The following is a 20,172-nucleotide window of genomic DNA, read 5'->3' as shown; positions in this document are numbered from 1 at the left end:
TGTCCACCACATGGGGGTCAGGTCCCCACCACCACCGCTGTCGCATCCTCTGTGGCGTAGAAAACCAAGAAAAACAGCCTCTACGAAACCCGGAGCTTGATACCTGCACAAGTTCATGGTCAGGGCCCTAGGTGGCTGGATGGACTGTGTGATAACGACCATCTTGCACCGTCTAGGGCCTCTTGCTATGCCACGACACCACCAAAACACCCCCTGCCTATCCTTTTGACCCGGCCCAACGACCCCTACCCCCAGCCAGGTAGCTATGTTGCTACGCACTCTAGATTGGGAAGAGCCGTTTTACCCTCTATCTATTGCAACTCATTGCCGCGCAGGGTAGCCTAACCTAAACAGGCCCTATTTGGCGTTATGTGCTCGCTAAGAAAAGGACATTGAGTGGTTCGCACAGGAGAGACGGCAAGAGTGGGGGTTCTCGGTTCGCATGGCGAAGTAGGCCGCCAAGTAGCCGCACTGTTGCGCGCTAGCGGACATATGGTGAACTGCGGGAATCGGTCTCACCACACATCAGATGAGCGCACCGCTATCGTTGACGCTCACGACGAGGAATCTGTCAACAAATTTTCCCGTGACCTTGATGTCGTCGTCAACTGCGCCGGACCGTCATGTCTTCTCAAGACCTCAGTAGCGTCGGCACTACCAGACTCAGTGGGCTATATAGACCCGTTCGGAGCCAACTCATTCGACAACTATCCCACCAACCGTCCGTGCGTGGTCAACGCCGGCGCTACCCCCGGTCTCAGCGGTCTATTACTACGCCACCTGGCGGGCCTAATCGACGACTGTCAATCGGTAACTCTCTGCACTGGTGGACGCGACCGGGGCGGGCTGTCGGGTCTGGTCGATGTGGTGCTAAGTACCCACAACTCCTACGGACATCCTGGGAAGATGATTGTCGACGGCGACCTCGTGGCTTACCAACCTGGGAGCATCCACGCTGAAGATCTGGAACCTTTCCCAAGCGATGACGGACTCATAGCAAGCCCGTTCGTCACCAACGAGCTACGCAAGATGGCCCAAGATTTCTCTATTCCGCGCCTCATAGGGGTCACGGCCATACCGGACCGGGACACCCAGCAGTTACTTTTACGTGCGCTCTCACAAACCGACATATCAGACCCAACCACGCTCATGAATTTGTGCGCAGACATAGCTGCAGCGAAGACCAAACTCGATGCCGGAAAGAACCACTGGTTTGCCATCCAAGCCACTGTCCACGGCACCCTACGGGGCCGCCCTGTTCGCGTCTCAGGCAGTGTCCACGCACCGGACTCCACCTTCATCACCGCTCTTTTTGTTGCGGAAGCGACAAAAAGCGTTATCCGCGACGAACTACTAACCGGGCCGAAATGGGGCTATGAGCTGCCGGCCCCTCAAACTGTCCTCTCGTCACTGGCCTCTTACAACGTCGACATTAAAATCGTCGGCCCTACAGCAACTACCGACGCACCTCAATGGAGTGATGACGACGATGCAGGCTTCATTTAAAAACCCCGGTATTTCGGCTCAGAACCTAGAAAGGCCCGTCGCATGAACACTGTACGCGTCGTCGTATGCGGCACAACATTTGGCCGTATATACATCAACGGGATAAAAAAGCTTGCGGATAAATTTTCGCTGGTAGCAATCCTATCTCAGGGCAGCGAACAGTCGCGCCGGCTGGCAGAGCAGCTAGGCGTACCTCTGTGTACCAAGATCGAAGATCTCCCCGCTTTTGATCTTGCCTGTGTGGTGGTCAGATCTAGCGTCGTTGGCGGTTCCGGCACGCAGCTCGCCCTAGAGTTTTTAAGCCGTGGCAAGCATGTAGTGATGGAGCACCCGATCCACAAGAAAGACTCTGTAGATTGCTACCGGATGGCAGCGAAAAATAACGTGCAGTTCAAGCTCAACACCTTCTACCGCTGGAATCCAACCATATCCCGGTACTTGGAAATCGCAACAACACTAACCAGGCAGTTCAAAATCATCCACATAGACGCCGAATGTAGCATTCACTTTCTATTCTCAACGCTCGATATCATCGGAAGGATTACCGGCGGTTTTACCCCATGGAGCTTTGATGACGACACCCAAGTTACCGGAATATTCACTCCGCTCACCGGTTCGATACGCAAAACCCCGCTCTGCTTGCGCGTGGTTAATCACAACGACCCAGAAAAGCCAGACGATTTCGCTCACGTGGGGCATCGAATAACTGTTTTCACGCACGCCGGAAATCTGGTGCTCACCGAGACTGACGGAACCATCATCTGGCACCCAAACACCCCAATCCCACGAGATCAAGCTGGCTTGCTAAGCACTGCTGCCGATGATCGTTTGAGCACTCTACAGTTGCATGAGAATCTCCTTATCGAGCCGTGCGTTACCCGTGTCGCCCTCTACGACCATACCTGGCCTGCAGGCATTGCGGAGTTTCTGAACGAAGTATATGACAAGTTGGCGTGCTCCAAGAACGAAGCGCAAGAAGCCGAATACCTCCTGGCATTGTGCGCAGTCTGGGCGCGCACCGGACAATTACTGGGTCCCACATGTACCGTCCAAGCAGCTATGCATGCCGAACCACTCAGTCTCGAGAGTCTGATGTGGCCGCTGGGGGAGTCTCATACCTCCCCCATTGAGCGAAACAACCCCAACCACCGGAACACAGGAGAGATAACATGGATGTCACAGCGCTGATTAACGACCTTGAATCCCGCGGTATAGCGCTATGGGTGAACGGCGATCGACTCAACTACCGTTCACCCAAGGGTTCCTTGCGCGAGGAAGACCTCGCGGCCTTAAGGTCAAATAAGGAAAAGGTTTTGGCATGGTTGCGTGAGCGGGAGGCCGTTCCGCATGATGAGCAAGCACGGTTCGCCCCCTTCCCCATGACCGATATTCAGCGCGCATACGCAACCGGTCAGAACGAAGGCTATGATCTGGGTGGCACCGGGTGCCACAGCTACGCCGAAATACGAACGGAACGCCTTGATCGCAGCCGCCTTGAACAGGCCTGGCACGAACTCATCCAGCGCCATGACATGCTCTCTGCAGTGGTCGTTCCACCGGATTCGCTGCAGGTGGTTAAATCTCGCAGTTTGCCGGTGCTACAAGCTGTAGACCTCGCGGGCCACAACCCAGATGTCCCGGACGCCGAGTATCTTCGTCACCGCGCAAAATTGGAAAACCGTAGCTACCCGTTGGGCACCTGGCCACTGCACGAATTCCAGCTTTTGCAATTTGACGAATGCAGCATCCTACAGTTTTCGGTGGACATGATCATCGCCGACTTTGTAAGCGTGAGGGTGATGGTCGAGGAACTTCTAACTCTCTACGCAGGTAACGTTCTACCGGAACTAGAGGACACCACGTTTCGGGATATAATCACCTCCCGTAACCACCACAGCCAGAGTGCCGCTGGCTTCGCTGCACGCACCAATGCAAAAAAGTACTGGTCCGAGATCATCCCCTCGTTGTCCGGCAAACCCTTACTGCCGACGCTGACCTCAGCCGATCGCACATCCGAAATGCCGGTGCGTTTCACCCGGCGTACCTGGCGATGCTCGCCAGCAGCATGGTCAAAGCTCACCGACGCAGCAAGCACTCACGGCGTCACTCCTTCGGCGACGCTACTTACCGCCTACGCCGATGTACTGCGCCGTTGGTCCTCCACAAGTGACTTTTGCGTCAATGTCACTTCGATGAACCGAGATTCTGCCATTGCCGGAATCAACCGTATTATCGGAGACTTTACCGAGATGACCCTACATGCTTGCCATCCGCACACTGGAACCTTTAGTGAGCGCGTGCACGCAACCCAGGAGCAGCTATCCGAAGAGCTATCACACGCTGCGTATTCCGGGGTTGACGTGTTGCGCGATATAGCCCGCACTACCGGGCAGCCCGCGGTAATCCCGGTAGTATTCACCAGCGCGTTGGGTGCAGACACACCGCACAACAATGGTCCGGCCTACAACCTTGTCTCCGGCGTAAGCCGAACGCCGCAGGTATGGATTGACTGTCAGGCATTCCAGGACGGAGGCTCTTGCAACGTCAACTGGGACGTGCGAGAGGACGTCTTTGAACCGGCGTTGATCGACGACATGTGGGAGTCATTTACCGACCTACTCGATCGCCTGGTCGACGACGGTTCGGCGTGGCAGGAAACTGATTCAGTCCACTTGCCCGATAAGACGATCGCCATCCGTAACCGCATTCACAAAACCCACGTACAGCAGACCACCCGATGCCTCCACGACGGGTTTTGGGATAACGTCCAGCAGCACCCACACCAGCCAGCGCTGGTGTGTGGCGGAAAAACCTACAGCTACCAACATCTGGCTGGCTACGTCGGGGCATTACAGCATGAGCTCTCTGATGTCGGTCCCGGAGATTACATTGCCATCGTCCTAGGTAACGGAGTATGGCAAATAGCTGCCGCTGTTGCCGTGGTATCAACTGGTGCAGCCTACGTGCCGATCGATCACGAGCAACCCGCAATCCGCCAACGTTCAATGATAGAAGCGTGTCGTCCTGCCAACGTCATCACTAATTCTCATTTCTCCGAAGAAAATACCGATATCTCCAACATCAACGTCGATACTCTCAGCCCGATACAGTACAGTGGCACCATAGCCTCACCGGTTTCCCCCACCGAAACCGCCTACATCATCTTCACCTCAGGCAGCACCGGAATTCCAAAAGGTGTTGTCGTTACGCACTCGGCTGCAATGAACACCATAGATAGCGTGAACAATCTCCTCGGCCGAAATAAAAGACGCACGGTATTGGGGGTATCGAAGTTATCCTTTGACTTATCCGTGTATGACATCTTCGGTACCTTCGCAAGCGGTGGCACTTTGGTCCTGCCGTTAGACGAGGAATCGCGAAACCCCAGCAAATGGATCGATTTCCTTGTTGATAACAACGTCGATACCTGGAACTCTGTTCCTGCACTGTTCCAAATGCTTGTGCGAGAGGTAGAGGTGACCCGTCACCCGAACATCCTCAGCCTAGACCTGGTTATGCTGTCCGGAGACAGGATCCCGGGCACTCTCCCAGCGCATGCTGCACCCCACTTCCCTAATGCTGAACTCATCAGCCTCGGCGGCGCCACGGAGGGCGGAATATGGTCGATTTTCCACCCGATGACCTGTCACACAAATGAAACTAGCATACCATATGGTACCGCGTTACCCAACCAAGGAATGTGGGTGCTCGACGAGGCCTGCAATGAGTGTCCGGACTGGGTGCGAGGGCAAATCCATATTTCCGGGGAAAGCCTAGCCACCGGTTACCTCAACGATCCAACCTCCACAGCAGAGAAATTTTTCTTTTCCGAAAAGCATGGCACACGTATGTACGCTACCGGGGATATAGGAAGCTACCGCCCAGACGGCGTAATCGAGTTTCACGGCCGTCGGGACAATCAACTAAAAATCAACGGCTATCGAGTGGAAACCGGCGAGATAGAAGGAGTCCTCGAATCCAACGACTTCGTCGAACGCGCTATAGTACTCACCCAGGAAACCAGTGACCCAATTAAACTACATGCTTTCGTCACTGATGCACAGAGCGACAAAGATGAGCTCAAGGATGCTGGGCAAATCAGAAACTCGGAGCTCCGTACAATGCTTGAGCAGCGCTGGACACCTGCAGATACGAGCCTTGACACGGGAATATTTGCCACATGGATGCGGCTGGGAAACGAAGCCGCGATGGCTGCTTTGCTCGCGGCTTTCCAACAAGCCGGTGTTTTCCTCGTTGCAGGAAAATACCACACTCTTACGGAAATCACCGCGGCGATCCATCCCTCCGAAGAGTATCGCGAACTCATAACCCGTTGGCTCAATATTCTGACTGGAGAAGGCTTAGCCACTAAGGATGATGAGGGTTGGACTGTCAGCCAACAGACCCTGGACTTCTTCGTGTTCGGAGAGGCCTGGGATCAGTTCGGCAACATGGAAGCGGAAATCAATAACAGTAAGGAATTATTCAATTACCAACGGCACGCAGCTGAGGCGCTTCTTTCCCAGTTGCGCGGAGAGATCAGTCCCACCGAGGTGTTCTTCCCGGAGGGAGATACCCATAACGCCCGCACCATTTACGGCGAAAACCGCATTAGCAAGGCGATGAATGCTGCGGCCGCAGAGGCAGTGATCGGCATTGCCGAGCACCACGCTGATCATCCGGTAAGGATCCTCGAGGTCGGCGCTGGCATAGGTGCTACGACGGAAAAAATTGTTAGCCGACTCCCCGAGAACGTAATCGAATACCGCTTCACCGATATTTCGACATTCTTCCTACATAAAGCCCAAAAAATGTTCGCGCATTGTGATGCCATGACCTATGGCCTGTTTGATATGAACTCAGACTGCACATCGCAAGATGTAGAGTTCGGCGGTTACGACATCATTTTGTGCGCCAACGTACTGCATAATTCAGTAAATATCGAGGAGTCATTCACCCGCTTAAAGCAGCTGCGCCGCCCCGGGGGCGTGATCGTCATAGTAGAGCCGATCACTGAACTCTACGCAGCCCTTATCTCGGTGTCCATCAAGATGAATCTGGTTGATTTCACGGACCACCGTGCGGAATCACACAAGGTGTTCATCGAGGACGCGCAGTGGGATCAGGTCTTCAGGGATACCCAGATGCACCGCATCGCGGAGTACCCAAACACTAGTGACCCGTTGCGCGAATGCGGGCAACGACTCATCATCGTTGGTGCCGATGACGACGATGTCCCCACGCTCAACAGTGAAGACATTCTGGGCTACCTGCGTGCTCACCTACCGGGTTACATGGTTCCGGCTTCCGTCAATGTACTACCGGAATTGCCGTTAACCTCAAATGGCAAGGTAGACCGCAAGGCCCTAGCGCAACTCTGCTTAGAACCGGTGGGAAGCCCCAACAACCGGATCGATCCTCCACGCAACGAAACGGAAGAGCAGATAGCGACTATCTGGCGCGATGTCCTCGACACCACGGAGGTTGGGCGCAATGATGACTTCTATGCGCTTGGGGGTGACTCACTGCTCATGGCCGAAACGGTAACCCGGCTCCGCCAAGAAATACCTGGCCTACAGCAGCACACGTGGGACGCCCTTATGCGTGGCGTACTCAAGGTGCCAACCATCGCAGGCATTTCCGCGCTAGCACAGGCTGCAGGAAGTAGCTGTCAACCCGAAGCATTAAAAGCCGTTAATTCTGCTAATCATACCTCCCCTGAACTGACTGCTCTGTCTACTGTAGCCAGTGGCTCTCCAACTGGGTCTTCAAATCTGCATGTATACCGATTGCCGAAGGACGCAATGTTCTGCCGCGTGATGATCCACGCTGGCACTGGCCGCCTGAAGGACTACGAGTTCTTGATGCCCGAACTGCTTCAACGCCAGCCAGAGATTGCCCACGTTGGTTTTACCGCTGGTGACGCAGATCGATTCCTGGACTACACAACCCGTACGCTGATCAGGGATCTGGCCCAGAGCTACGCCCAGGAACTTGATGAGTTGGATATGGAATCTTATCAGTTGGTCGGCTACTGCATTGGCGGTATGTTAGCGCTGGAGACCGCGAAGGCGCTCACCGAACTCGGCCGCGACGTGCGCCAGGTAACTTGCATCAGCACCCACCAGTGCCCGCACCGGGTCACTAATGAACTGCTGTGTGAGCTCGCCTATGGGTGCATTTTCAACGCTGACCTAAGTGCAATGGGGGCGAACTTCGACCTCAAAACCCTCGCAGCAGCCCTGGAGCACACCCTTGATGGCATCAACCGCAATATCAGTGACGAAGAACTGTGTACCCTTGAAGGCCCATACGCAGATATCGGGGAATTCTTCCAAAAGATGGCGGTGTTGAGTCCCAGGGCGCGCCGCAAACTCATCTACCGAAGCATCCGTGAATTCGACACAGACTCCGAGTCCACTCGCGGGATGCTGGACATCCTATACGATGTCTTCCGGCATTCGTTACTCGGAACCATCGACTACGTCCCCGATGTCTATTTCGGTGATGTAGTCGTACTGCAGCCTACCGAAGGTGTAACTGGTTTTTACCCGAGCCTAGGCGGAGACATCGATTGGCCAGCGACCGTGCTCGGCAACCTGCAGATACATGCCGTGGCCGGTTCTCATGCCACCTGCCTGCTACAGGAGAACGTACCCTCACTACTTCCGTTCTTCACGGAGAGGGAACAACGAAATGGCTAATGTGGGACACATTATCTATAAAGCAGACGACCTAGAGAACTCAATTAATTACTTCCGTTCGCGCGGCTTTGACGTTGAACCAGGACAACAGAAAAACGCTGCAAGCGCGCTTATTTATTTCTGCGAGGGTCCCTACCTGGAGATACGAGAGCGAGCCGACGTACCACCGTTTTTCCGCCAACTTTTACACCTTACTGGCAATGGAAAATTCGTCGACTCCTATGACAGATTCTCCACCATGTCACAGGGGTACTCACGGGTGGTACTGGAGGCGCAGCGCAAGGAATTTGACCACATAAAGGAGATTTTTGATTCTCATCAAACCAAGAGCCTGACAATCCCGTTCTCCCGCAAGGATCCCGCTGGCAGACGGCTCGCCTGCTGGTGTCTGTCACCCGACGACTGGGCGATCCCGCTTTTCGTGACCCCCTTTGCCATTGATACCCATCGCAGCACCCCGCATCCTAACGGGATTACCCACATAACCGACATCGATTTTGCGGCCAGTGAGAAGACATTAAGCATTTGTAAGAACGTTGGTGTCGACGGCGGCCTCACCTGCCGTTCCGGCACAGGCACGATTGATTTGGAGTTTGCATGAGAGGGCGCGATATCGACCGCAACAGTGTGTTGAAGCATTACGAAGGCACCGGCCACCTGGCCCGAAAAAGCCTGTGCCAGGAACTGTTCGAATCATCCGAGATTTATTCGGACCATGTAGCTGTCATCGCTGACGACGCACACCTGACCTACGCACAACTCGAGCAATCACTTTGTGTGTTCACCGAGGAGCTACGAGAAAGCGGCCTCTCGCCAGGAGACCACGTGCTACTGCAACTGCCAAACACCGCAGCGTATGTGGTGACTCTGCTTGCGCTGATGCGCGTGGGTGCTATCCCAACCCTGCTGCTTCCCGCGCATAGAGAGGCCGAAGTTGCAGCGTTGTGTGAGTCTTTACACCCAGTTGCTTATATCGGTGGCCGCGACCATCTCGGTTTTGACACCGTAGCCATGGTAGAGGCTATGGGACCCGGCGAGCTCGGACTCAAAGAACTGTGGGCCGATAACGGACCCACGCACGACAAGGAGTCCTCGTACCGAGTTCTGCCAGGTCTCTTCACTGCCCCGATTTCTACCAAATGTTCTCCGCCTACTAAGTGGCCGGATCCACGCAGCGTTGCGCTGAATCTTTTGTCTGGAGGAACAACAAAAATGCCAAAAATAATTCCCCGGGTACATGAGGCGTATGCATATAACACCCGTGCGGCGGCACAGTGCTGCGGCGTCGGGCCAGATACGGTATACTTGGCGGTTCTATCTACCTCTCATGATTTCGCCTTAGCTCAGCCCGGGATTCTGGGCACCTTGCTTTCGGGCGGCACTGTGGTTCTGTGCACCAGCGCAGCCTTCGATGAGGCGTTTCCGGCCATTGCGACCCACGGGGTCACGCTGACTGCACTAGTTCCTGCGGTAGCCCAGGTGTGGGTGGAGGCCGCAGAGTGGTTTCCCGCAGATTTCTCTTCCTTGGAGCGAATTATCATTGGCGCAGCGGCGCTTAACGACGGCTTAGGTGAGGCAATACAGGATCGTTTCGGTGTGCGTATCCACCAGGGTTATGGCATGGGTGAAGGCATCACTACGTTCACGCGTATTGATGACCCTCCAGCGGTGATTCTTGGCACGCAAGGTCGTCCCATCTCTGATGCTGACGAGTTGGTAATCGATGGCCCGGGAGGCGAGCCGGGAGAGATACTAGAAAAGGGCCCTTATACTTTCTTCGGCTACGAAGGAAACCGCGATACCCCGGACTGTTTCACCGAGGATGGTTTCTTCCGCACCGGTGACCGTGGCTACCTTACCGAGGACGGCAACCTGGTGCTGTGCGGGCGCGTGGTTGAACAGATCAATCGCCTGGGCGAAAACGTCTCCCCTTCTGAGGTCGAGACACTCTTGTCTGGAACTCCAGGCATTAGTGCTGCAGCCGTCTTCCCAATGCCAGATAGAGCACTGGGAGAGCGCACCGTTGCAGCCATCGTCGCCCAACCAGGCGTTAACCGCTCCGCCATTCTGGATGATTTCCTCACCCGAGGCGTAGCCCGATACAAGGTGCCGGACCAGGTGATCACTGTCGACGAAATTCCACTGATCAACATCGGCAAGGTCGACAAGAAAAAGCTGCGTGCTCTCGCGGCAGCGCAATTTACTGACCGTGAATCCGAACAAAGCTGAGAGGACAAGACCATGATCAAAGAGGAACAAATTCGCGAAGAACTCCTCGCCTCGCTCCACCAGATCCTCGGCGAAGATGCCGAAATCGGCATCGACGACAACCTGCTCTCCCACGGCCTGGAGTCACTTCCAACAGTCCGTCTGCTCGCTGATTGGATGAAACAGGGACACCGCGTCTCCTTTGGAGATTTCATGCGCGCCCCAACGGTAAGGCAGTGGGCGAAGATGCTTGTAGAATCCACACCAAACCACAGCACTGACGCCATTGAGTCCCCCAAAGATGGGTTTGCCGCTCCCATCGACGATTCCGTACCCTTTGACCTCACAGATGTCCAATACGCCTATTGGATTGGCCGCAATTCCTCGCAGCAACTGGGCGGGGTGGGCACCCACGGCTACGTAGAGGTCGAATCCCGCAGTATCAATATCGACCGATTGCAACAAAGCTGGCTGACGCTGCTACGTTCCCACCCGATGTTGCGCGCCTGCTACACCGAAGATGGCAAGCAATATGTGCTGCCAGAGCCGCCCCACCCCACCATCCTCGTTCATGACCTCACCAAGATGGACGAGTCCACGCGCGAAGAAGCTCTGCTATCCACGCGCGAACGCCTTTCGCACCGACTGTTGGACATAGCTACCGGCCATGTGGTATCTTTAGAAGTCAGCCTCCTCCCTCAGGATGTAGCAGTTATTCACTTCGATATCGACCTGCTTGTGTGCGATGTGCAGAGTTTCCAAATTATCTTGCACGACCTCGCCCACCATTACGCCACCGGTGAAGCCCCCGACGCCGACCCGTCGTGGAGTTTCGCTCGCTACCTCGCTGGACACGCTCGCGAAGGCGTCGCCGATATCGACCGTGACCAGGCATACTGGCGCAATCGCCTCTCCGAGTTGCCGGGTGCCCCAACCTTGCCGATGAGCCACGGCACCAACGAGGAACAAGCACACCGGTTTGTACGCCGCAGTCGATCATTCGATTCGGCAACTTGGTCGCGCTTGCGTGAGGTGTGTGAACACCACGCTACTACCCCAGCAATGGTGTTGCTGACCGCCTACGCCCGCACCATCGGCCAATGGAGCGAGAATAAAAAATTCCTCATGGCCGTACCTCTGTTCAACCGCGGTTCAGACACAGCGATAAAGAATGTCGTCGCAGACTTTACCGCCCTGACACTCACCAGTATCGATCAGTCCACACGCCGCACTTTCAGCGAGGACCTCAAGGATATACAGGCCTCTTTCTATGAGGATTCGTCACATTCACAGTATTCGGCGGTGCGGGTGCTGCGAGACCTACGTGCTTCCAGAGGTGAGCAAGTTTTGGCTCCCGTGGTGTTCTCCTGCAACCTGGGAGACCCACTGGTTGGCCAAGAGTTTATAGATACCTTCGGAGAGATTAGCTACATGATCTCCCAGACCCCCCAGGTGTGGATTGACCTCCAAGTCTTCACCACCGTCAACGGCTTCCTAATCGTCTGCGACGCAGTTGAACAGTTGTTCCCCGAGAAGATGCTGGACGATCTCTTCGCCACCCTAGTGATGGAGATTGACAAGGCAATCACCGACGATCTCTCGCATTCAGACCCGGTAGAGAGCCCAGGAGCGCAGGCCCGTCGAGCGTCACGTGCCGAAGTTGCCTCTTGGCGGCTGCCTGACACCACCCTTGTCGATGAGGTGATTGCCGCTGCACGGTGCCACCCCCAGGCCACGGCCATTCGCAGTGCAAGCGGCGACGTTATTACCTACCAAGATTTGGAAGAGCAAGCCACCACCATCGCCTCTGCTTTGGTGAATTCCGGGGTTGAGCGAGGCGCTTTGATTGCAGTGATGGTGGAGCGTGGTCCTCGCCAGATTATTGGTGCGCTAGCCGCGATGATGGCAGGCGGAGCATATGTACCGGTGAGTCTACAGCAACCGGAATCTCGTATTGCCGCTCTCTTGGGGGCAAGCCAAGTAACGCATCTGATTACTGACCGACCCGATAAGGTTCTGAGCGAAACTGCAGTTCAGGTAGTAGATTTCACGAGCGCTACCGGCACAGCCAATCTTCCGCAGCTGCATCCACAAGACCCAGCCTATGTAATCTACCCCTCTGGGACCACTGGAACACCAAAAGGAGTCGAGATTTGCCACGGTGCTGCATGGAACACCATTAGCGAGATCAACCGTCGCCTGGGCGTTGGTCCGACAGACCGCCTACTAAGCGTATCTTCCTTTGATTTCGATCTCTCGGTGTACGACGCCTTCGGGCTCCTTTCTGCTGGCGGCGAACTGGTAACCATCCCAGATGATGCGCGCCGCGACGCCAAGAAGTGGGTATCGCTGGTGGATAGGTTAGGCATAACTATCTGGAATTCGGTGCCTACTTTGTTTGAGATGCTTTTATCTGCGGCTGATCGGACACCGGGCAAGCTCAGCAGCATACGCCATGTTCTGCTATCTGGCGACTGGATTGATACCAGCCTGCCTGAGCGCATGCGCACGGTTACCCCGCAGGCACACCTATTAGCTATGGGTGGTGCGACGGAGGCATCTATCTGGTCCAATGGTCTCGACCTCGATGTAGTGTCACCCGAGTGGACCTCAATTCCCTATGGTCGGCCGCTTGCCAAACAGATGTACCGGGTGGTGTCCAGCAATGGCCAGGACTGTCCCGATTATTCTGTGGGGGAGCTGTGGATTGGCGGCCTGGGCGTAGCTACACAATATGTCGGCGACCCCGGACTCACCGAAACTAAGTTCGTAATCTCGGAGGACTCACGTTGGTACCGCACAGGCGATATGGGCCGGTTCTGGGCCGATGGGACGATCGAGTTTTTAGGCCGCTCGGATAACCAAGTCAAAGTTCGTGGCCACCGCATCGAACTCGGCGAGATCGAGTCCGCGTGTGAAGCGTTGCTGCCAATAGAGCGTGCCGTGTGTATCACGCACCAAGGTGCATCATCGTCACCATCTTTGGTTACGTTTGCTCAGTTCACACCGTCACATGTTGCCCGAACTACTCCGGAGCAGTTTGCGACGTCATTGCGCGCCAAAGTCAACGACGTGCTGACCGAGGGCGACATCCGCACGTCCGTCGAGCACGATGAGCATTTACAGACCGCATATGCCTTCTCAGTGATGCGACGCTGGGAGGAGCAACTCACCGGCGTGGGGACCCCAAACCACCTCCGCGAACACCGTAATCGCTGGCAGACATGGCTAGGCAAAGCAGATGAACACCCGGCTACCGCAGACTTGCTTCTAGACGACGAGTCGTTCGGCGCGTTAGAGCGTTTTGTCACCCCCTTCGAGCAAGCCTTCGTAATGGCGGAGAAGCAGCGCAGTATCGCTGAGTTCATCCAAAGCCCAGATTCGATGTCGGTGGAGCAATTCCTCGCAACCCGTCCGTTGGGTCGGTTGGTTCACCGGGTCCTCGGCGCGGTTGTGCGTGAATGCAGTACCCACTCAACCAGCGAGCTCAAGATTCTTGAGATCGGGTCACGCCGGCCCGAGGCCTCTGCGGACTACGCGGCTATCGCGGGGACGAGCGCATACGTGCTCGCTGATCCCTATCGTCATCACCTCGAACATGCCGGACAACGTGTTGGTAACACCTTCACGTACCGCCAGCTCGGAGTCACTAGCACGCCCCAACCGACTCCTGGGGAGGCAGTGACGAAGGCGGACTTGGTGCTGTGCAACCAGACGCTGCACCAGAGCGAGGACATCGAGAAAACGCTCTGTGAGGCCTGGGGCCTCAGCGCCCCTGGAGCAACGATGGTGGTGGTAGAGCCCACTGCCCCCTCCCCGATGTCCGATATCACCGCCGCATTTATTGCCAACAATACCACGGACGCTCGGGCCGAAACCGGTACAGTACTACTCAGCGCCCGCAGCTGGAAAGAAATCCTGCAGCGCACTGGGTGGAAACCTGTAGAGCATGTAGAGATCACTAAAACGACGGCGCTTATCATCGCCGAACGCGCTAGTTCCAACGAATCGGTCACACTATGCGATTCTGACTATGCCAAGGCTACAAACCTACTGGCCACCCGCCTTCCGGAGTACATGCTACCGAAACGCATCCTGGAGCTAGCGAAGTTTCCACTCACCAGCAACGGCAAGATTGACCGCAAAGCGCTCACAGCATTAGTGCCGGAATACTTCGACAACGAGCCCGCTGTCACCGAACTTCCGCACACCGCCACCGAGAAACGGCTCATCGATATCTGGGATGAGCTGCTGCACACCAGCTCCAACGTGAACTCAGACTACTTTCGCTTGGGTGGTGACTCTCTCACAGCAACACGCCTGCGCCGTACCATCGAACAGTGTTTTGGCGTGGAATTTCCGTTAGAGAATATCTTTGACGTTCCGTTGCTGCGCGACATGGCCGCCCGAATTGACCAGATAGCCGAAGTCCCCCACCAGCAATCGGATCTTCCCAAGATTGTTCACGGGTCTGAACAGTACGCTCCGTTCCCGCTGACTGAGGTGCAGCAGTCCTATCTCATCGGCAGCTCTGGAGCCATCGAACTCGGCGACGTTTCCAGCCACTGTTACTTTGAAATGTCCACTGCCTGCCTAGACCCGGAGCGAGTGGAAGACGCGTTCAATGCCCTGATTAAACGCCATCCCATGCTGCGCACCGTCGTGTGTGAGGACGGATTGAGTCAGCGTGTGTTGCCCGAAGTACCACGCTACCGCATTGCCCTCATTCGCTCCGGCAACGCCGACAATGAGGATACTCTCGATGAAATCCGAGAGGAAATGTCCCGCCAGAAGTTTGATCCCACTCAGTGGCCATGCTTTGACGTGCGCTACGTAGCCGAGCCCGACGCGGGTCGACTGCTTTTAAGTTTCGATAACTTGTTTATCGACGGCTGGAGCATGTTCCACATTTTCCGTGAGTGGAAGCAGGCCTACGACCACGGCGTAGACAGTCTCGATCCGGCAATCCCCTATTCATTTAAAGACTATGTCGAAGCCACGATTGAACTGTCACACAGCGACATCCATAAGCGTGACCAAGCCTATTGGGAATCGGCAGTGGATACTATTTATCCTGCACCGCAGTTGCCGGTGACCGACACAAACGGCGCTAATACCTCGCAGTTTTGCCGCCACCACGCCCTGGTGGACGCTGCGAAGTGGCGCCGGATTAAGCAACGGGTACGTGAGGAGGGGATGACCGAAGCCGTATTCCTAGCCGAGGTATACGCCGAAGTCCTAGCGAGGTACAGCGATGAGCCGCGACTTAGCATCAACCTGACCCGGTTCGACCGCACTCGGTTCGCCCCCGAGGTTGACCACATAGTTGGCGACTTCACCAGCCTATCTATTCTCAGCGTGGATACCCAGTGTGCACCATCGTTCCGGGACCGCGCTGCAGCGCTACACAGGCGCATGTTCAGCAATCTCGATCACGGCAGTGTCTCCGGCGTGTCGGTGCAGCGAATGCTTACTAAGCAACGCGGTGCTCGGGTAACCATGCCGGTGGTCTTCACGTGTGGCCTGGGCGTCGTGGAGCACCCCGAGTCAGATCAGAGTCCTTACCTGGGCGTAATCGATCATGGCCTATCGCAGACGCCACAGGTATGGATGGACCTCCAGGTCTATGAACACGATGGTGGCCTGATGCTGAATATGGACGCGGTCGAGGCGATCTTCCCCGACGACATGGTGGCGGAGCTTTTCACCAGCCTTACAGCCACTCTCTCGCACCTCGCAGAGTCCCCTGAACTCTGGAACGCGCCCACCAGTACCATAGCTCCGACGACCAACGCGCCCACCGCAGATCGAATCAACGACACAGACCGGGAACTCCCCGGAGCGGATAAGAGCCTACTGGGGCTGTATCAGAAGGGACTTGCCGAGCATGGTGACAACCTCGCGGTGATAGACGCCACCACGCAATGGACATACGAGCAACTCAATGAGCAGTCGGATAAGTGGGCCCAGCTTATTGCTGCAACTGACCCGGCGCCTGGTGATCTCGTTGGCATCATGATGGAAAAGTCCGCACAACAGATCGCAGCGGTACTAGGCGCAATGAAGGCCGGATGCGCCTACTTGCCGCTGAGCGTGGACCAACCGGTGGGGCGTAACACTTCCATCATCAACGATGCGGGTGCATCCATTGTTGCGATGGACCATCCGGACGATGATTTCGCTGCGTTAGCCGAGCACTGCACAGTCATCACTCTGGCCGATGTCGCCCGGCATCGGCCAGGTGACCAGGCCTTAAGCGAATCGAGTCCGACACCCAGCTCGCTTGCGTACGTCATCTACACGTCTGGTACGACGGGCACTCCCAAAGGAGTAGCCATCACCCACGAGTCGGCGGTCAATACGATTGTCGATGTCAACGAACGCCTCGGGGTGACTCCGACCGACCGGATATTGGGGATTTCAGAGCTAAACTTCGATCTATCGGTATACGACATCTTCGGGATGTTCGCGCGGGGTGCTACCTTGGTGTTGCCATCTCCAGCAGACAAACGTGATCCGCAGTGCTGGGCAGATGCCGTAACTACGCACTCGGTGACGCTGTGGAACTCTGTGCCAGCACTTTTTTCGATGTACGTGGAACACCTCCGCGAACGGAGCCTCATTGGTTCCTCCGTACGGTCGGCACTACTCAGCGGAGATTGGATACCTGTAAATATCGCTTACCAGGTCAGCACCCTCTTCCGGGACTGCACAGTTTTCGCTGCTGGGGGTGCTACCGAGGCATCGATATGGTCAAACTGGTACGAGGTAGGCGTCGATGATGCCTCGCGTACCAGCATTCCCTATGGAACGCCGCTGGCAAATCAGCGAATGTACATCCTCGATGAGGCCCTGAACCCCCGACCCACGCATGTGCCGGGAGACCTTTACATTGCCGGACGTGGCCTGGCCATGGGGTACTGGAAGGACCCAGAGAAGACCGCAGCATCATTCATCACCCACCCCCGCACCGGCGAACGAATGTACCGCACGGGCGACAAGGCCCTCTACAATCACCTTGGTCACATCATCTTCCTGGGGCGCGAGGACGGTCAGGTTAAGGTCAACGGCTACCGCATCGAACTCGGTGAGATCGAGTCAACAGCACGAAAATTCAACGAACTCCGCGATTGCGTCGCTGTCAACGACCATGGCATTGTTCTCTACGTTGTTACGCATGAGGGCTTTAACATGGCAGCACTCAATAACCACCTCGCCGAGTCTCTCCCTGCCTATATGCGTCCACGCGTGATATCACGCATTGATGGGCTACCACGGTCTTGGAACGGCAAGATTGATCGCAAGAGTTTAGAAGGAAAAACCTTTGAACAACCACAAACAAGGGAACGCTCTCGTAATCACCGAGATTCGGGTATCATTACCATCTTGCAAGAACTCCTCGGGCCCAAGGAGATCAGCATCGACGATGACTTCTTCACCATCGGTGCCGACTCGCTCACGGCCGTGCGGCTTACTAACTCGATTCGTCGAGAAATGTCAGTAGAGATCTCCATACGTGACGTATTCAACCATCCAACGGTCCGAGAATTGTCCGACCTGATCGCCAACATCGTCGGCAGCGACGTAGAAGAAGGCGAAATTTAGAGTTCATGCCACCCCTGTTTCACTCACCTGACAAGCCACTTGCCCCCAACCCAGTGCTACGCACAAGCAGCCTAATCTGAAAGGAAACATCATGCCCAGTACTCCCCACACCACCCCGAAAGATGCAAAAGCAGGACGGCTGAACATCACCGACCTGATGAACATCGGCATCTTCTTCGTCATCAACTTGGTAGCCGGCGTGGTCATCGCCTTCATCGGCATCACCCCCATCACCTACGTGATGATCACCAGCGTTCAGGCCCTCATCCTGGGCATCCCGATGATGCTGTTCTTGGCCAAGGTGCACAAGCCCGGCATGGTCTTCATATTCCTTCTTCTCAGCGGCCTCGCCAGCCTGCTGCTTGGTTTAGGCATATGGCCACTGCTGCTCAGCTTGGTCATGGCCGTGTTTGCCGAGTTAATTTTGCGCGCCGGCAAGTATACGAGCGCAATACACAGTGTGATCGCCTATGCCTTTATAGCAGTGTCACCCACCGCATCATATATTCCGCTTTTCTTCACCACTCGGCGCTACATAGAGAGCAGCGGCATGCAGACCAAATATGGTGCTAGTTTCGCGGATGGCCTCACCTCTATTGGCCAGATGACTTGGCTATTCCTCATCATTGTGATAGTAACCTTCGTCTGCGGGATCCTCGGCGGGATCCTCGGCCGGCGCATCTTCACCAAGCACTTCCAGCGAGCAGGAATCGCCTGATGTCGCCCACTTTGCCCGGATCAGGCACGCACACAGCGGGACTCCATCTGGACCCACGCACCACGGTGCTGGTCATCCTCGTGGTGTCCTCGGTGCTCATCTCACCGGCCGGGTCCAGTGGGGCGCTGGGCAGCACCGCCCGGTGGATGCTCATTGCCGTTCCCGGGGCACTTTCCTCGCCTCCGGCATGGTGGCCGCTGCACTGCGATACGCACTCACCTTCGCGGTGCTCGCTGGCTTTCCTGCGGTGGTGGTACAGGCCCTGCCCGAGCGCCACATCATCGTGGACGTGTGCGCTACGTGGTTCGCAGGGCTTTCGCTCATCCTCCCTGGCATCACGTGCTGCTGGTACCTACTACGCACCGTCTCGGCCAGCGAATTCATGGCCGCGATGCAGCGCATGCGGAGCCCCGACGCCCTGACCATCCCCACGTCCATCATGTTCCGGTTCTTCCCGACGATTCTCGAGGAATACCGCGATATCCGCACCGCCATGCAGATGCGTGGCATCTCGGGCCTGCGCAACCCGATCGCTATGCTCGAATACCGCTTTGTGCCACTGTTGGCGTCCGTTGTGAGCATCGGCAACGAGCTGGCTATGTCTGCAGTGACCCGCGGATTGGGCTCGCCTCGCCGACGAACCACGCTGTGCGAGATAGGCTTCCGCGTAGGCGACGCAATAGTCATAAGCGTGCTCGTCGTGTCCCTGATCCTACTACTGGTAAATATAGTGATGCTGCCGTGATAAAGCTGCACGATGTGTCACTATCCTATGGTCAAAACACAGCGGAGCCGGTGCTGCACCACGTAAATCTCACCGTGGCGAAGGGCGAACTAGTTCTAGTGTGTGGCGAATCAGGCTGCGGTAAGTCCAGCCTGCTACGCCTGATAAACGGCGTGGCGCACACGTTCTGCGACGCCCAGATTTCGGGGGAGGTGCTGCTGGACGACGAAGACATCACTCATGCCCACCCACACGACATCGCCGAACGCGTAGGCTCAGTGTTCCAAAACCCCAAGTCGCAATTTTTCACGCTGGAAGTAGCCAGCGAACTCGCCTTTGGCTGCGAAAACCTCGGCGTGGCGCCCAACGAGATTCGACAGCGTATTGGGGAACTTTCCGCAGATTTCGGCATGGTTCATCTCCTCGACCGGCACCTGTTCACACTTTCCGGCGGCCAGAAACAAAAAATAGCATGCGCTTCAGTGGCCGCGATGCACCCACAGGTACTACTACTAGACGAACCATCATCAAATCTCGACCTCGCCGCCGTCGATGAGCTGCGCCGCATCGTCGCGCAGTGGAAGACACAGGGCCGCACCGTCCTGATCGCTGAGCATCGGCTTTCCTACCTAGTTGACATCGTGGACCGAGTGCTGGTTATGCAGGACGGGCAGATCGCTCATGATCTCAGCGGCTCGGAGTTTCGC

At 56.0% G+C, this 20,172-nt stretch carries 9 protein-coding genes and 1 pseudogene; all 10 read left to right on the top strand.

The features are described from left to right. Positions 1-396 precede the first annotated feature (396 nt). Positions 397-615: pseudogene (locus tag HMPREF2724_RS13470) on the top strand (NAD-dependent epimerase/dehydratase family protein); the annotation flags it as partial. A 51-nt stretch (positions 616-666) separates the two neighbouring features. Then, a complete protein-coding gene (locus tag HMPREF2724_RS05080; RefSeq protein WP_246818208.1) occupies positions 667-1,506 on the top strand; it encodes a DtxR family transcriptional regulator in 840 nt (279 codons plus the stop codon). 42 nt (positions 1,507-1,548) lie between these two features. Beyond that, positions 1,549-2,694 (top strand): Gfo/Idh/MocA family oxidoreductase, encoded by a 1,146-nt coding sequence (locus tag HMPREF2724_RS05075; RefSeq protein WP_070587492.1) that lies wholly within the window; start codon positions 1,549-1,551, stop codon positions 2,692-2,694. Next, positions 2,676-8,210: a non-ribosomal peptide synthetase gene (locus HMPREF2724_RS05070; RefSeq protein ID WP_061926059.1), complete on the top strand. Its 5,535-nt coding sequence runs from the start codon at positions 2,676-2,678 to the stop codon at positions 8,208-8,210. The genes HMPREF2724_RS05075 and HMPREF2724_RS05070 overlap by 19 nt, the downstream gene beginning before the upstream one ends. Then, positions 8,203-8,811: a VOC family protein gene (locus HMPREF2724_RS05065; RefSeq protein WP_070587486.1), complete on the top strand. Its 609-nt coding sequence runs from the start codon at positions 8,203-8,205 to the stop codon at positions 8,809-8,811. The genes HMPREF2724_RS05070 and HMPREF2724_RS05065 overlap by 8 nt, the downstream gene beginning before the upstream one ends. Beyond that, positions 8,808-10,439 carry an AMP-binding protein gene (locus HMPREF2724_RS05060; protein WP_070587480.1) on the top strand — a complete coding sequence of 544 codons (1,632 nt, stop codon included), beginning with the start codon at positions 8,808-8,810 and terminating at the stop codon, positions 10,437-10,439. The genes HMPREF2724_RS05065 and HMPREF2724_RS05060 overlap by 4 nt, the downstream gene beginning before the upstream one ends. Before the next feature lie 12 nt (positions 10,440-10,451). Then, on the top strand, positions 10,452-18,023 hold the full coding sequence (locus HMPREF2724_RS05055; RefSeq protein ID WP_070587476.1) for a non-ribosomal peptide synthetase: 7,572 nt from the start codon (positions 10,452-10,454) through the stop codon (positions 18,021-18,023). Positions 18,024-18,114: 91 nt separating this feature from the next. Then, positions 18,115-18,741 (top strand): MptD family putative ECF transporter S component, encoded by a 627-nt coding sequence (locus HMPREF2724_RS05050; RefSeq protein WP_014307391.1) that lies wholly within the window; start codon positions 18,115-18,117, stop codon positions 18,739-18,741. Between the two features lie 142 nt (positions 18,742-18,883). Continuing rightward, complete coding sequence (locus tag HMPREF2724_RS05045; protein WP_246818207.1) at positions 18,884-19,486, top strand: energy-coupling factor transporter transmembrane component T; 603 nt, start codon at positions 18,884-18,886, stop codon at positions 19,484-19,486. Continuing rightward, the coding region (locus HMPREF2724_RS05040) for an ABC transporter ATP-binding protein (RefSeq protein WP_141748339.1) at positions 19,483-20,172 on the top strand (690 nt) is incomplete at its 3' end. The genes HMPREF2724_RS05045 and HMPREF2724_RS05040, both read left to right, overlap by 4 nt.

The organism is Corynebacterium sp. HMSC071F07 (assembly GCF_001810285.1).
GTDB classification, from domain to species: domain Bacteria; phylum Actinomycetota; class Actinomycetes; order Mycobacteriales; family Mycobacteriaceae; genus Corynebacterium; species Corynebacterium simulans.
Note: the sequence above shows the minus strand (reverse complement) of the source record. Positions and strands in the feature narration are given on the sequence as shown.

Coding starts and splice junctions, on each gene's coding strand:
- HMPREF2724_RS05065 (WP_070587486.1), top strand. CDS start 8,203: ATGGCTAATGTGGGACACATTATCTATAAAGCAGACGACCTAGAGAAC.
- HMPREF2724_RS05070 (WP_061926059.1), top strand. CDS start 2,676: ATGGATGTCACAGCGCTGATTAACGACCTTGAATCCCGCGGTATAGCG.
- HMPREF2724_RS05050 (WP_014307391.1), top strand. CDS start 18,115: ATGCCCAGTACTCCCCACACCACCCCGAAAGATGCAAAAGCAGGACGG.
- HMPREF2724_RS05075 (WP_070587492.1), top strand. CDS start 1,549: ATGAACACTGTACGCGTCGTCGTATGCGGCACAACATTTGGCCGTATA.
- HMPREF2724_RS05060 (WP_070587480.1), top strand. CDS start 8,808: ATGAGAGGGCGCGATATCGACCGCAACAGTGTGTTGAAGCATTACGAA.
- HMPREF2724_RS05055 (WP_070587476.1), top strand. CDS start 10,452: ATGATCAAAGAGGAACAAATTCGCGAAGAACTCCTCGCCTCGCTCCAC.